At 29.4% G+C, this 15,241-nt stretch carries 12 protein-coding genes; 11 read left to right on the forward strand and 1 reads right to left on the reverse strand.

Features of this window, described 5'->3' with window-relative positions:
* Positions 1 to 703 precede the first annotated feature (703 nt).
* Positions 704 to 1,672 (reverse strand): hypothetical protein, encoded by a 969-nt coding sequence (locus D3P13_RS06405; protein ID WP_157972846.1) that lies wholly within the window; start codon positions 1,670 to 1,672, stop codon positions 704 to 706.
* Positions 1,673 to 2,061: 389 nt separating this feature from the next.
* On the opposite strand from D3P13_RS06405, the gene D3P13_RS06410 reads away from it, so the two are divergent.
* From D3P13_RS06410 to D3P13_RS06455, 11 genes are all read left to right on the forward strand, one after another.
* Positions 2,062 to 5,247, forward strand: a complete 3,186-nt coding sequence (locus D3P13_RS06410) for an Eco57I restriction-modification methylase domain-containing protein (RefSeq protein ID WP_117880492.1) — start codon at positions 2,062 to 2,064, stop codon at positions 5,245 to 5,247.
* Positions 5,240 to 8,599, forward strand: a complete 3,360-nt coding sequence (locus D3P13_RS06415; RefSeq protein ID WP_117881197.1) for a helicase-related protein — start codon at positions 5,240 to 5,242, stop codon at positions 8,597 to 8,599. The genes D3P13_RS06410 and D3P13_RS06415 overlap by 8 nt, the downstream gene beginning before the upstream one ends.
* A 395-nt stretch (positions 8,600 to 8,994) precedes the next feature.
* A complete protein-coding gene (locus tag D3P13_RS06420) occupies positions 8,995 to 9,489 on the forward strand; it encodes a mismatch-specific DNA-glycosylase (RefSeq protein WP_117880493.1) in 495 nt (164 codons plus the stop codon).
* Positions 9,490 to 10,590, forward strand: a complete 1,101-nt coding sequence (locus tag D3P13_RS06425; protein WP_117880494.1) for a hypothetical protein — start codon at positions 9,490 to 9,492, stop codon at positions 10,588 to 10,590.
* Between the two features lie 28 nt (positions 10,591 to 10,618).
* Entirely contained in the window at positions 10,619 to 12,412 is a 1,794-nt protein-coding gene (locus D3P13_RS06430) for a DUF262 domain-containing protein (RefSeq protein ID WP_117880495.1), read from the forward strand.
* A complete protein-coding gene (locus D3P13_RS06435; protein WP_117880496.1) occupies positions 12,409 to 13,467 on the forward strand; it encodes a type I restriction enzyme HsdR N-terminal domain-containing protein in 1,059 nt (352 codons plus the stop codon). The genes D3P13_RS06430 and D3P13_RS06435 overlap by 4 nt, the downstream gene beginning before the upstream one ends.
* Positions 13,468 to 13,628: 161 nt before the next feature.
* Complete coding sequence (locus tag D3P13_RS06440) at positions 13,629 to 13,817, forward strand: hypothetical protein (protein WP_117880497.1); 189 nt, start codon at positions 13,629 to 13,631, stop codon at positions 13,815 to 13,817.
* Positions 13,818 to 13,908: 91 nt separating this feature from the next.
* Positions 13,909 to 14,061 carry a hypothetical protein gene (locus tag D3P13_RS22070; RefSeq protein ID WP_198679981.1) on the forward strand — a complete coding sequence of 51 codons (153 nt, stop codon included), beginning with the start codon at positions 13,909 to 13,911 and terminating at the stop codon, positions 14,059 to 14,061.
* A gap of 54 nt (positions 14,062 to 14,115) precedes the next feature.
* On the forward strand, positions 14,116 to 14,361 hold the full coding sequence (locus D3P13_RS06445; protein WP_117880498.1) for a hypothetical protein: 246 nt from the start codon (positions 14,116 to 14,118) through the stop codon (positions 14,359 to 14,361).
* Between the two features lie 66 nt (positions 14,362 to 14,427).
* Positions 14,428 to 14,727 (forward strand): hypothetical protein, encoded by a 300-nt coding sequence (locus D3P13_RS06450; protein ID WP_117880499.1) that lies wholly within the window; start codon positions 14,428 to 14,430, stop codon positions 14,725 to 14,727.
* A gap of 68 nt (positions 14,728 to 14,795) precedes the next feature.
* Entirely contained in the window at positions 14,796 to 15,161 is a 366-nt protein-coding gene (locus D3P13_RS06455; protein WP_157972847.1) for a DoxX family protein, read from the forward strand.
* The last annotated feature ends 80 nt before the right edge of the window (positions 15,162 to 15,241 follow it).

The following is a 15,241-nucleotide window of genomic DNA, read 5'->3' on the forward strand; positions in this document are numbered from 1 at the left end:
ACTTTTATTGGTTTTTAATAACGATTTAGGACGGCACTACGCTTTTTATGTCCGTATACACTAATTTACTTACCAAGAGATAGTAAAATGGTTCATTTAAACTGGTAGTAAAATATTTAGTTGAGTTCAAGGGGATCTATAACGAAAGTATTTAATGGAGCTTGCCAATAAAATACAAATATAAAAGTAAGACATGGCGTTTAAACTTTAAGTTTACAAATATATTTTTGCTCCAAAAGATTACTATTTATAGCGTTCGTTAAACAAGTTACAATGCACTACTTATTAAAAAAATTAACTTGCATTTTAAACTGAAAAAACAACTACATCTATGTGTTGATGCTCATAATGATATGCTAATACAGTTTGTTAAATCTGACTATTTATAACAGGAAATATCTGAATCAAATACTTTAGAATCGATAATAAAAAAAATAGATAAATATATCTTTACTAATACTGAGGATGAATTATATATAGATAAAATAGCATAAAAAGTGTAACAACAAAGTGCGGAGTTAAACGTCTAAACAAACCGCAAACTACTTGTTATAATAGAGCTTATATTTTTAGTTTATTTATACATAGAAAATAAAAACATTATATAGATCCTCTATTTTTATCCATTATTTTAGGAATATCGATTTCTCTATACCTTTTAACCAAACTACGATGCTATAGCAACCTTGTTGCAGAACCCCTTTTAATATTCCTTAAACAGCACAGGAAATACCGGTGAACCCTGTTGCATGGTTCCTTTCCAGGAATTATCCGTTTGTTTTTCTATGGACATAGTATACATTAATTTTACTTTTTTATCAGCAAGCGAATCCCATACATAGTTATCTGATGTAATGGTGGTATCGGTTATAATAGATTCTGTAAAACGTTCTGAATTGTTTTTACCTTCATACCATTTATAAATAACGGGGTCCGATTTTTTAGTACGTTGCAGCACTAGTATTTTAAATTTTAACTGGCGTTCGTATTTACTACCTTTTTCGGTAAAGGCTCTATCTCTAAACAATTTATTGAGTATGCCAGGTCTACGAATAATGGTATCCGAGGTATTTAAAAGTAAGTTCTTGCCATACTCCGTAAGTTTTTCACGTATGGATGCATACGGAAAATCAGCAGATACATTTTCTACACCATTTACTTTGACACGCATGTCGTCTTCTAATAATTCAATGCGAATAGAAATGTTAGACGTAGGGTTTATTTTATCGATGGCCACTAACGAATCTAATAGTAGGGTTAATTTTTCTTCATAGCCTCTATCCCTTTCATCAATAAATATATCATCATAATCAAAGAAATCTCCGGTACGTTTATCAAATAGTTCTATGTCCGTGTATGCCTTACCTTTTTGGGTACCAAATAGCTCTACAAAAATGATGTTAGCATTATAGTCAAAATGTTTCCATGCATTAAATTCTAGTTTACTAGCTAATTTCAGGGCTTTAGTAAAAGGCGTTTTGGTAAACTGTCCTGGTAAATGCCTCAAATGTTTTATGTGTAAAAAGGAATTTACTTTTTCTTCAACCAAGGTATCTGTTTTATAGGTTAAGACCGGGAATTTATACGAGTTAGTTGAATCTAACTCAGAAAATTCTTGGGCAAAGCCCATATTACAAATGAGTACTGCAATGAGGAAACGTAATGTATTCATAAGGATAATGTAATGGTTGTTGTGCTAATAAGCGGTAAAATTACAGAATTTTACAAGGGAAGCAACCCCTGAATAGGGTTAAAATGATAAGGAGGTTAGTTAAGTGAATTTATAAACTTAAAAAATAGTTGTAATATAGTAGCCTAAAATTATATAATGTAAGACTAAAAATTTTTGATAGATAATAATTATAAAACATATTTTTAATAAATCAAACCTTCCTTTAGGCATCAAAAAACGAAATGGACAATAAAAGATTCATGTGTAAATTTATCATCCATTAAAACCACGTTAAATGACTTGTGAAATATTAATTAAAAACAATCATATATTATATTTTTTAAACAGTTTTAATTTTTAACTTTATAGCTATAAATTTCTTGAAAATCATGCACATTGATGCCCTCATCCATACTTTCAGCCAAAACAACCTTATACAATATTTACGTTACAAAATACCAACCTTTAAACCAGATGAAGATGATTTAAGTTATTTGTTTGATGATGAGGTCTTTGAAAAATACGAATCCATTGAAAAAATTGGTGAAGCCACCATTAATGGTGATGACCTAATTGTAATTGCTTCTAAAACATCTGATGCTTTAACAGAAAAAACTGGTAAGAAAAACCAATATGAAATAGCTAAAAAAATTCTAAAAGAAGAGGTAAAAGATGCTTCTCTATTTGTATTTTATGATGATGATGGTAATTTTAGGTTCAGTTTTGTAAATGCCAATTACCTTGGTACTAAACGTAGTTATACAGATTTTAAACGTTATAGCTATTTTGTTAATAAAGACAAACTAAATAAAACATTTAAACAACAAGTAGGTGATTGTAGCTTTGGTTCAGTTGATGAAATTATAAAAGCATTTAGCGTTGAACCATTAAACAAACTTTTTTACAAAGAAGTTTCCAAAGCTTTTTACGAGCTAATTGGTGGTAAAATAAACATTGCTAGTAAAAGATACAATTTTGATACTTTGTTAGAATTACCTTCAACACCGTTAGCAAATAGAAAAATTTATCAGGAATTTGGTGTTCGATTAATTGGTAGAACTATTTTTTGTTGGTTTTTAAAAAATAAAAAATCACCAAATAAACTACCTTTAATTCCTGAAAGTTGGTTACACTCAGGTACTGTTGAAATTCTAAGTAATGGTGGATTCAATTACTACCACGATTATTTAGAAAAATTATTCTTCTTAATACTTAATAAAAAACAAGAGCAACGAATCGATTATGATTTACCCGATGGTCACGAAACCATACCATTTTTAAATGGTGGTTTATTTGAACCACATACTGATGATTTTTTCCCTAAAGACAGTAGTGGTATTCATAAAGTATCCTATAACTTAAATATACCAAACGAATGGTTTTTTAAATTATTTACAGTTTTGGAGCAGTTTAATTTTACCATTGATGAAAATAGCATAAGTGATGCAGAGGTAAGTATTGACCCTGAAATGTTAGGTACAATATTTGAAAACCTATTAGCTGAAATAGACCCAGACACAGAAAAAAGTGCAAGGAAAGCTACTGGTAGCTTTTATACTCCAAGAGAAATTGTGGATTATATGGTAGAGCAATCCTTAACACAATACTTAATAACAAAAACAGGTGTTGAAGATGAAATTGCATTACAAAATTTGTTTAAAGAAGGTGGTGAAAATGATTTTAATGAAGAAAGAACAGAAGAATTACTAGAAGCTTTAAATACGGTTAAAATATTAGACCCAGCTTGTGGTTCTGGTGCTTTCCCCATGGGTGCATTACATAAAATTATTACCATACTTCATAAACTTGACCCTGATGCTTCTTGGTGGAAAGAAAAACAAATTGAAAATATACCAAATGCATTGGCTAGAAAGTATATGCAAGAAAAATTGGATACTGCCAATGCCGATTATATTAGAAAATTAGGGATTATTCAAAACTCAATTTATGGTGTAGATATTCAACCAATTGCAACAGAAATTTCTAAATTAAGAAGTTTTTTATCTTTAATTATTGATGAAAATATTGTTGATGATGCGGAAAACAGAGGTATTGAACCTTTACCAAACTTGGAGTTTAAATTTGTAACTGCCAATACCTTAATTGGATTGCCTGATGAAAGTGGACAACAAGGAATGTTTGATAATTTTGAAGAACTACAGCAATTAGAGCAATTAAGGGCTGATTATCTCCAAAGCTCAGGTAAAAAGAAAAATAAGATTAAACAGAGTTTTTTAAAGGTTCAAAAAAAAGCCTTTATTAATCAAAATAATTTATTTACAGACCACAACAGTAGAGCTTTTAAAATAATTAGCTGGAACCCTTTTAAAGATGATGCTTCTTCTTGGTTTGACCCTGAATGGATGTTTGGAATTGAAAAGTTTGATATTATTATTGGAAATCCTCCATATGGAGTTTCTGTGAAAAATGAATATAGAAAAGAGGTACTAAAACATCTTTTTAAAGTCCCTGATTATGAAATCTATTATTTCTTCATTGAAGTAGCTCAGAAATACCTGAAAAAGGATGGAATAAAATCATTTATTATTCCTAATAGTTTTTTATTTAATGTCTATGCTACTAAATATAGAATTAGATTAATGGAGCTATGGTCTATGTTTATTTTGGATTGTACAGCTTTTAAGATTTTTGAAAAAGCAACCGTTTTAAACGCTATTACAATATTTAGGAATAATAATGATAATGCCATATCTTACAAGAAAACAAGTGAAGTTTTTAATTTTCAAGAGTTAATTCAAATCGAAAATAGCAAGATTAATTATGACAAAATTTTAAAATTCAATCAAAACTGGAGTTTAGCCTTTAAGCTTGATAAAAAGTCAATAAATTTAATAGAAAAAATCAAGAGTAATTCTGAGCCTTTAATGAATTTATTTCCAGAATATAGTCAAGGCTTAATCGCTTATGATAAATATCAAGGTCAAGATGAATTCACTATAAAAAATAGAGTTTATCACTTTAATAGATTAGAAAATGAAAACTTAAAAGAATGGATTTATGGTAGTGATGTTACCCCATTTCAGCTGAATTGGAATGAACAAGAATGGATTGACTATTGTGATAATTTGGCAAACCCAAGACAACCAAAATTTTTTAAAGGAAATAGGGTTCTAATACGAGAAATCACTAATCCATCAATTTTTGCCGCTTTTACCAAAACTGAGTATTATCATGACCCAGCAATAATAGTAGTTCTTGAATCCCCTAATTATAATATATATTCTTTATTGGCTTTTCTTAATTCTAAACTAGCTACATTTTATCATTTTAATTCATCTCCTAAAGCCACTAAAGGTGCTTTTCCTAAAATTTTGGTGGAGGATGTGAAAAATTTCCCTCTAAAGATTATTGATGAAAAAGTAGAATCAAAAATAGAGAAAATTGTAAAAGAAATTATTTTAAAAGGTTATGACAACTCTAGAGAGAATTTGGTGGAATTAAATTCAATAATTTATAAAATGTATAATTTGACGTTTGAGGAAACATTAATAATCGACACAGAATTTGAATTAACTAAAGAACAATACGAAAATTACAGCATTGAAAATGAGTAATAATTTTATAACAAATAGCGGAGAATTCACCCTAAAAAAACGTTTAGAATCATTAATTTCTGTTAGTAGTGAACTTAAATTTTTGGTTGGGTATTTCTACTTTTCTGGTTGGCAAGAGATTTATAAAAAGTTAGAACAAAATAAAGAAGTAAATCTTAAAATACTAGTTGGGTTACAAGTAGAGAAATATCTTTCTAATATTGTTGAAATTGGTTTAAAAGATGATAGTTTAAGCCAAGAAGAGCATTTTACCCAGTTTATGAAATCTATGGGATATGCTATTAACAATGCCGAAATGGATAATGAAGCATTTTATAACCAAATAGCTTTTTTTATTCAGTTACTAGAAGAGGGTAGGTTAATTATTCGCAAAACTTTAAACCCAAATCACGCTAAATTATATATATTCAAATTGAATGAATCGCAGATTTCAGCTAAAGAAGCTTTTATAACTGGTAGTAGTAATTTAACCAAATCTGGTTTACATAAACAAGAAGAATTTAATGTAGAAATTAAAGATTACGGTTTTGAAAGTGCTGAAAAATACTTTGATGATTTGTGGATTACTTCCATTCCAATCACGGAAGCCGAAAATGGCACAAAAGTTATTATAGATTTTTTAAAGAATAAAAGTCAAGCTTCATTAATTACACCTTATGAAGCATATGCATTGATATTAAAAACATATATTGAGCTTCAAGATGCTAAAAAAATTAACAATGCCATAGACCGTTTATTAGAAGATAATGGTTTTGAGAAATACAAGTATCAAATAGATGCGGTTAATCAAGCCTTAAACGTAATTGAAACTTATAATGGTGTTATAATTGCAGATGTAGTAGGTTTAGGTAAAAGTATTATTGCATCATTGGTAGCAAACCAATTAGGTAAAAGAGGTCTAATTTTATGCCCTCCCGGATTAATTGGAAGTAGAAAGGATAATACTGGATGGTGGGAATATAAAAACAAGTTTAACCTTAATTGCGAGATAGCTAGTTCTGGTAATTTAGAATCAGAAGCAGAGGCTTTTATAGAAAACAAACATTTAGATTATGATTTTGTAATAGTTGATGAAGCTCATAAATTTAGAAATCAAGATACCTCCGCATATGAAGCACTATTAGATATTTGTAGAGGTAAACAAGTGATTTTATTAACTGCAACACCATTTAACAATTCACCAGCAGATATATTTTCTTTATTAAAATTATTTATAATTCCTGGGCAATCTGGCATCACTTTAGAGCAAGATTTAGAAGGTAGGTTTAACGCTTATAATTATCGTTTTAAACGATTATCAAATATTATTAAAAACCACCAGTCTTTAAACCAAGAAAAGGTGGTGAAAGCCGAAAAAGACTATGTTAAATTATTTGGTATTGAGCCACCTATTGATATTCATATTGTAAGAGAAAATGTGAAGGCAATGGCTAATGATATTAAAAATATTATTACACCTATCGTAATTAGACGTAACAGATTGGATTTAAAAACAGATTTTGAATATAAGAATGAGGTTCAAAATTTATCAGAAGTTAATGACCCAGAAGAGCAATTTTTTGAGCTTTCAAAAGAACAATCAGATTTTTACGATAGAATAATTACCAATTATTTTAGTGAAGAAGGAAACTTTAAAGGAGCGATATACAAACCTTTTGAATATGAAAATAAGGTTGAGGATGAAGGTAAAATGAGTGAGGATGATAACAGAGCATTCCAACAACAACGTAACTTATTCGATTTTATGAGAAGGTTGCTAGTGAAACGTTTTGAAAGTTCATTTGGTGCATTTGATAAAAGTATTGAACGCTTTTTAAGAACGCATAAAATGGTACTCTCATTTATTGTGCATTCTGGTAAATATGTAATGGATAGAAAAGTCATTGAACAGATATATAATGAAGATGATGAAGCAGATGATTTTACCTATGAAGCTATTAAAAAAGCGTTAGAAGAATTTGAAAAAAATGCAGAATTTAAAAAGAAACCAAAACACACTACAATTTATAAGGTTGATGAATTTGAATTTAAAGACAAATTTATTGCAGATATAAAAAGTGATATTCAATTATTTGAGCGAGTTGACCAAGAAGTAAAAGCGTTGAAATTAGTTGAAAATGACCCCAAAAGGGAAGCCGTTTTAAAAACGATTAAAAATGTATTACACCAAAAATCAACACCACGAAGAAAAGTCATCTTATTTTCTGAATATACGGATACAGTACGTCACCTAAAAGAGTTATTTGAAAAGGAGCTTGTTGGTAGAGCAATGTTTTGTGATGGTAGTATTACAAAAAAGTTTGCTTTAGAGTTAAATGCTAATTTCGATGCCAAGTTTAAAAATCAGGTAGATGATTTTGATGTATTAATTACCAGTGATAAACTTTCAGAAGGATACAATTTAAACAGAGCTGGATTAATTATCAACTATGATATTCCTTGGAATCCTACTAGAGTTATACAACGTGTTGGAAGGATAAATAGAATGAGTGCCAAGGTATTTGATGAATTATATATTTACAATTTTTTCCCAACCGACCAAGGTTCTGATATTGTAAAAAGTAGAGAAATAGCACAGCAAAAAATGTTTTTAATTCATAGTGCATTGGGTGAAGATGCTAAAATGTTTGATGCTGATGAAAAACCAACACCAAGTGGTTTATTTACTAAAATCAGTCAGAACCCAGAAGAGAATGAAGAATTAAGTGTTAGTACCATTATTAGGAATGATTACAATGAAATACTTAATAATCATCCAGACATAGTTAAGAAAATTAGTAAACTTCCAAGCAGAACCAAGACCGCTAAATTATTTGAAGAAAACAATGCAGTCGTTTTAAGGAAAAAAGGAATGGCTTTGTTTTCAATTGTTCACCAGTACGAAACTGAAAAGCCAATAGAGAAAACATTTGAAGAATTATTACATTTTGTAAAATGTACACCTGAAGATGAAAGACAACCTTTAACCAAAAAGTTTTGGAAGTCCTATGAAGAAATGAAAGTTTACAAACCAAAATATAGCACTGGAAAGTCTGAAGCTGCTTTGGAAACAAAGGCAAATATAGCTCTGAAGACACTTTTAAAAATAAAAAGAGATGACTTAGACCAAGAACTTATTACCTTCATTGGTACCCTTTTGAATGATATAAAAAAGTATAAAACCCTATCTAAATTTACATTAAGAAGATTGGTTCTTGGTGATGCGAAAGGTGATAAAAAATATGATGATTTAATAGCTAGTATTATTGAGCTAAAAATAAAATTAGGTGCTGACTACCTTGATATTATTTTAACTAGAAGTAGCCATATTGAAAATGATGTGATTATTGCTGTTGCAAATTATAATGAATAAGAAGAAAGTATAACTGATATTGTATATTACAATATTTCACTAATTGGATTGAATGGAAAGATAGAAATTTTTTAAAAGGTATTAATTATTCTGGCATTTATTGTATTGCAGTTTAAGACAAATCACTTCATAAATTTAGTTTTATTTCAGAGCTTGAATATATATTCATGACAAATTTTAGAAAGGATTATAAAGCCGATTAATTAATAATATTTTTAAATGAAATATAAATGCAAACTTAGTTAATAAACATGAGTTAGGAGATAAAAAATCAATTAGAGATACGTTTATAGGCTTTCAAGAGTATTTGTATTGGGATAGGGCGGTGTAATATTAATTGTTATAGAAGGGATGAAAATGTTGCAGTGAATGTGAATTTAAAATTTGATTAGGATATGTTAAAAGATGTGTTACATAAAGATTTAAAAATAGTTTTCTGTGGCACAGCTAAAGGTACAGCTTCCGTAACAAAAGGCTTTTACTATGCTGGTTCAGGTAATCAGTTTTACAAAATTCTTTTTAATGCTAATTTTACAGATTCATTGTTGATACCAGATAATTGCTATGACATTTATAAATTTGGAATTGGTTTAACAGATTTAGTTCACAACCAACATGGCAATGATAATGAAATCAATGAAAGTAATTATAATGTGAAAGGATTTATTGACAAAATAAATAAATTTAAGCCCAAATACATTGGGTTTAACGGTAAAAAAGCAGCTTCGTATGTTTTAGGACTTGAAGGAAAAACAGGAAAAGTTCAATACGGGTTACAAACTCAGAAAATCAAAGAAACTAAACTTTTTGTGTTACCGTCTACTTCCGGCAGTGCAAGAAAATATTGGGATGAGGCGTATTGGAAAGAATTGGCAACTTATATTATTTAAATGACAGCAAGGAATTTTAGAATTTTAGTATTTTTATTAGCCTTTATATTAGGAATAACTTCAATCTTTTTGGTTTGGTTTTCATTTGAAGCAGCAGCTGAAACGGAAAATTGGAGTTTTATGGATTTCGATTTTTCTAAAAAAGAGGGAATTATTTCATCTTATGGGAGTTTATTAGCTGCCATACTTTCTTTTGTTGCCATTCTTTTAGTATTGCTCGATTTGTTTTATCAAAGAAGACTTAAAACAATTGAAGCTGAAGATAAGGAAACGGAGGTAATTGATTCATATCGTGATAATTTAAATATCATAATTCTATTTATTGAGCAATTATGTCAAGATGTAATTAGTCAAAGTAAAATAGCTAATGATTATGTCAAAAAAGAAAAAAACAATCCGACTGAGCCGAATAGAATGTCATTTGTTTCAAATGCATACCCTAAGTTAATACTTGATGTTGACCGAAATAGGTTTTATAATTCTATACAACACTTTAAGCCAAGTGAAAATTGGAAAAAACTATATGTTAACATTTATAAAATTACTGATTTTTATGACAAGTCGTTTGAAGATATAAAAAAGAAACATCAAATACATCTTGATAAAAAATTTAAGCACTGTATAGATCTTGGAAAAACCCTAGATGAAATTATAGATATTAATTCTGAAATAAGAAATAATATAATCAATGAATGTAAAGCCAATGAAACTCACTCAACTGAAAACCCTTATTTTGGAGTATTACAATTCATAAAGGAAAAGGCAATTGAAATTATATCGAGACGAACCAATGCTGAAGATAGACTTAATGATGATTATATAAATCCTACATCATTAACTGTTTGGCGGGATGAAGTATTTCAAGTTGCTTTTAATGAAATAATTTCACTATGGAATATTAATGGCCATGACAATTACAATCTAAAGTTATTGCTAAATAAAATTCAATTTTATTTAAGAGAATATTCTAGATTAATACAGGATTCTGAAGACTATTCTAAACATGTCGAAATTTATTTTAATGATAATTATAGCGAAGATTCGAGCTATGTTAAAAAGTTAAAAGAAATTATAGAATCAATAGAAAAAGTTCTAGATTAAATAGTTTTAAAACTAATTATTATAAACAATGATACAAAATACTGACAACAAACCAATTTCAGAATTATTTAGTGCAGATAATAAAATATCTTACCATATACCTAAATATCAACGTGAATATGTATGGAGTAAATGGAATTGGGAATCCTTATTTGATGACATTGAAGAGAGTGAAGGAGGTCACTTTTTGGGATCAATAATTTGCATTAATACACAGAAGGATTCTAGTAAGCCTGCTGATTTACAATTGGTTGATGGTCAACAAAGAATGACAACAATATGCTTATTTTATTTAGCTATTTATAAATTTTTAATAGATAATGCACCAGACAAGACAAATTTAAAACATCAGTTAAAATTAATGGCTTTAAGGAATCGAATTGTTTTTGAAGACACAAATAAAGTTAGGTTAGAACCTTCATATTCTAACAGTAATTTAGATGATTATAAATGGATTTTTACAACAATAATAGAAGAACTTAAGAAAATAAAAAAACCTAAAAATTTCGGAAATAGAAGAATTAGTAAGGCATACAATTATTTTCATGATAGACTGAATGAGTTGGATGAGAACAATAATCCAGTCTATAACTATAATCAAGTGAATAACATATTTAACAAGTTAAATAGTGCAACTTTAGTGAAAATAGATGTCGCTACGCATGCGGATGCATTTACATTATTTGAAACTTTAAATAATAGAGGTGTTCCATTATCAGCAATTGACTTAATTAAGAATAAGTTACTTGGACATTTAGAAAAGGTAGAGAAAACCACAAATTTAAACGAGAACTTTGAACGATGGAATGCTATTATTTCTAATTTGTCTGACGAATACAAAGTACAAGAACGCTTCTTACGTCAGTTTTATAATGCTTTTAAATTAGAACCTGAAATTTTGGTTAATAAACGACCTAAAGCCTTAAGATCTAATTTAATTTTGATTTATGAAGAATTAATAAATAGAAATGTACATTTCTTTTTTGATAGGTTGGAAGAAGCATCACTAATATATTCAAGTCATATTGAATATGATATTGATGAGCATTCTAGTGAATTAATAAATGTAATGCGAAATCTAGAAAACGTTACAGGAGCTGACGCATATATGCTATTATTGTATATTGTCAAAAGGTTTGATATTAATGAAGATGAAAAAATTAAATTGGTTAATCTTTTATGTAATTATTCGATTCGTAGAAATGTAACGGATACACCACCAACGAGAGATTTGACCAATCATTTTATGGAAATAATTGCTGAAACTGATAAATTGGAAGATTACTCTTATGATAATATCAGAGATATTATTTTAGACAAAGGAAAACCTGCTTCTGATGAATACTTTGCAGAAAAACTAAATGGTGATCTTTATGACGAAAATGTAGGTGCAACGAGATATATTCTTTCATCAATAGAATTAGCAAATACTGAAACAAAGGAAATATATAAAAACTTTTATGCCAGAGACAAGAGAAAATTTGTTTGGACAATTGAACATATATTTCCACAAGGTGATAAAATACCTACTCATTGGGTTGATATGATTGCTGATGGTGATATACTAAAAGCAAACGAGATAAAAAAAGAATCAGTTCATAAGCTAGGTAACTTAACTTTGACTGGTTACAATTCACAGTTAAGTAATATGTCTTTGGTTAAAAAACAGAACAGAAAATCAAAGGATGGTAAGTTTATTGGTTTCAAAAATGGACTTTATATAAATGAGAAGGTTAGCGACATTTCTGAATGGAAGCAAGAAAATATAAATAATAGAACCGATGAATTAGTTAACTCTGCACTTGAAATATTTAAATTATGAGTCATAATCAATGGTCAGCATTAAATTTTATATTATCAGAGAATATAAGTTTTGGTATTAATGAACAACTTTTTGAAAATAAAGTAATTCAAGCTTTTGGAGAACTTGGATGGAAAGAATACCTAGGTAATATTGAAGTAAGACCTACACTTCATATTGGTTCTGTAAACAGAATAGAACCGGATTTATTATTTAAATCTGACAAACAAAAGAATTTATTCGTTATTGAAGTTAAAAGACCAGACATAGACCTTAATCTTGATTATCAGAAGCAATTATTCTCTTACATGAGACAACTAAAACTTGATTATGGTATTCTTATAGGTAAAGAAATTCAGGTATTTTATGATGGTAATTTGTATAAATCAGATAATCCATTAATGATTGATAAAATTTCATTTGGTAAACGAAATGTAAAAGGAGAAAAGTTTGTTCAGTTATTTAATAAATCAAGTTTTAATTTTGAAAATTTAGATAAATTCACCCAAAAAAAGTTGGACCAAATAGATAGAAGACAACAGAAAATAAAACTTAAGGAAATAATCTTATCTGAAGAATATAAGAGGAATATGCTTAAAATTCTTAAAGAGAATTTATTTAATGATTACGATATAGAAACGATTGAAAATGTATTTGAAGAATTAGAAGTTGAAATAAAAGACAAAACGAAAAAGTCAGCGTCAGAGATAAAACACAAATTATTAATATCAAAAAATAGTATTACATCTAAGGTTTTGAATAATGATAAAAGAAAAGTAGATGGTCTAAAAATAGGGGCATATGTTCAAAAAACATTTAGAAGATTTACTGACAAGAATCTTTTAACTTCTAAAGAAATAGTAAACCTTCGAAGTGAAGATTACTCAAAGCAAGTTTTTGGTGCCAATTATAAAATATTAAGACACATTTCAGAAGGAACGAAAGATTATTCGGGTAGAAGTAGGTATTATACAAAAGAATTATTTGTAGGTGATTATTATCTAACGGCACAATGGAATGAAAGTCATTGGGATAAGTTTTTATTGTGGGAGAATAAAGTTACTGGCAAAAATTAATGAATCCAATGGGGTGTTTTTCATAAAAGTAATTTCTCTTATCACCAAACCAAATTAAAAGCATTCTAATCCACCATCCAAACAATTTTAGCCAAAGGGTTAAAAAGAACAAATAAAAATTCTTAAATTAGGCTTCATTAAATTAACTACTATATTTCAATATGAAGTTTATAAAAAAAATAGGCATTGGTTATTTTCTAATGTTAGTATTATGTGCCCTTATCATTGTTGTAGCAGAATATACATTTTTACATGGAGATGAAATGCACGGTATTTTTATAGGGTTGTGGGCACCCATGTTAATAGGTTTAATGATATTCTTTAAATTGGTAGACCATGGAAGCAAATGATATTGTATGGTACTTTTCGCTATTTGTGGGTGTATGTGCAGCCTTATGGATTGGCATTGTCATTTGGTCTTATCATAAAATGGGAGAATAAATGGGAAAAATAGGGAAAGAAAAAAATACCAAGAATAAAGCCAAGCATAGTAAACAATTGGCTCGTAAAAAGAATAAAATAAAAACAGATCAGCAACAGCATAAAGCACGCTTAAAAGCAATTGTACAAAAAGCGAATGAAAATGAGTTGTAAGCTATTTTTAGTGGCAGTTTTTAGTAACAGTTTAACCCTTAAATAGCCTATCGTATGAGAATTACGGCCATTATTTTTATGCTCGGTGTAGTAGCCTCTTGCCAAACGGCACCGAAAATAAATTCAGGGCAACACTATAACGTTTCCAAGGCTGATTTGGCTATGATACCGTATCAAGGTAAAACAGCACTCGTTTTTGTGTCGTCAGAAAAAGATACGTTGCGTCTTTTTTCTGAGGGTGTTGTAAAAGATACTATTGGCTCAGACCCGTGGGCAAAAAATCCAGATTATTTTGATTGATATATTTATACGTTAGCACCAAGTAAAAACGATACCGTTTTTACGGGAGAAATTACTATTAAATTATTGGCAGAACGAGAAAATGCCTTAACCATTGAATTTTATATTGCTGCAAAAGGACTGGTGTTTTATGGCACTGATTATTTTAGTAGAGAGCAATTGGCGGCTGTGCCAATAACGGAATTTACCTTGGGTACAAAAACATTTACTGATGTACAGCTATTTAAAAGTACCGGACGTTTTAGTGAGCGTGATAATTCCATAGAAACGGTATATTTTAGTAAATCAGCAGGCTTTTTGGGGTTTGATAAAAAAAACACCCAATGGCGTTTACTGCTAACTCCCGAATCCGGAGACTCGAACTGACGCTTGTCACGTCACTTGGAGTGAACGCGTCCCGAATCCGGCAATACATACATACAAAACCAATTGTAATGATTAAAGTCCTCCGTATACTGCTTATTCTCTTTTTTCTCTTTGCGGGTAGCTACCATTTTATAAATCCGGATTTTTATTTTGATCAGATTCCGCCTTATTTTGCAGACTATAAGCAATTTATTAATTATGCAGCAGGTGCAGTAGAAATGGGATTGGCTATTGGTGTTGCAATTCCTAAAACAAGGGGATTAGCGGTTATAGGGATCCTCTTATTATTGATTGCTTTTATTCCCACCCATTGGTATGTTATTAATCAAGAAGGTTGTATACCTACTGCCTATTGTATTCCATTATGGGGTGCATGGTTACGCTTGTTAGTAATGCAGCCGTTGTTAATGTTTTGGGCTTGGAGTGTTAGGTAAAGCAATACAAAGGCGTTTACTGCTAACTCCCGAGACTTCGGGAGAGTGAAAAAAGGGGTGACCCCTCCGTCCACAATAGA

Origin of the sequence: Aureibaculum luteum (genome assembly GCF_003449015.1) — a bacterium.
Lineage (GTDB): Bacteria > Bacteroidota > Bacteroidia > Flavobacteriales > Flavobacteriaceae > Aureibaculum > Aureibaculum luteum.

Coding starts and splice junctions, on each gene's coding strand:
- D3P13_RS06405 (WP_157972846.1), bottom strand. CDS start 1,672: ATGAATACATTACGTTTCCTCATTGCAGTACTCATTTGTAATATGGGC.
- D3P13_RS06410 (WP_117880492.1), top strand. CDS start 2,062: ATGCACATTGATGCCCTCATCCATACTTTCAGCCAAAACAACCTTATA.
- D3P13_RS06415 (WP_117881197.1), top strand. CDS start 5,240: ATGAGTAATAATTTTATAACAAATAGCGGAGAATTCACCCTAAAAAAA.
- D3P13_RS06420 (WP_117880493.1), top strand. CDS start 8,995: ATGTTAAAAGATGTGTTACATAAAGATTTAAAAATAGTTTTCTGTGGC.
- D3P13_RS06425 (WP_117880494.1), top strand. CDS start 9,490: ATGACAGCAAGGAATTTTAGAATTTTAGTATTTTTATTAGCCTTTATA.
- D3P13_RS06430 (WP_117880495.1), top strand. CDS start 10,619: ATGATACAAAATACTGACAACAAACCAATTTCAGAATTATTTAGTGCA.
- D3P13_RS06435 (WP_117880496.1), top strand. CDS start 12,409: ATGAGTCATAATCAATGGTCAGCATTAAATTTTATATTATCAGAGAAT.
- D3P13_RS06440 (WP_117880497.1), top strand. CDS start 13,629: ATGAAGTTTATAAAAAAAATAGGCATTGGTTATTTTCTAATGTTAGTA.
- D3P13_RS22070 (WP_198679981.1), top strand. CDS start 13,909: ATGGGAAAAATAGGGAAAGAAAAAAATACCAAGAATAAAGCCAAGCAT.
- D3P13_RS06445 (WP_117880498.1), top strand. CDS start 14,116: ATGAGAATTACGGCCATTATTTTTATGCTCGGTGTAGTAGCCTCTTGC.
- D3P13_RS06455 (WP_157972847.1), top strand. CDS start 14,796: ATGATTAAAGTCCTCCGTATACTGCTTATTCTCTTTTTTCTCTTTGCG.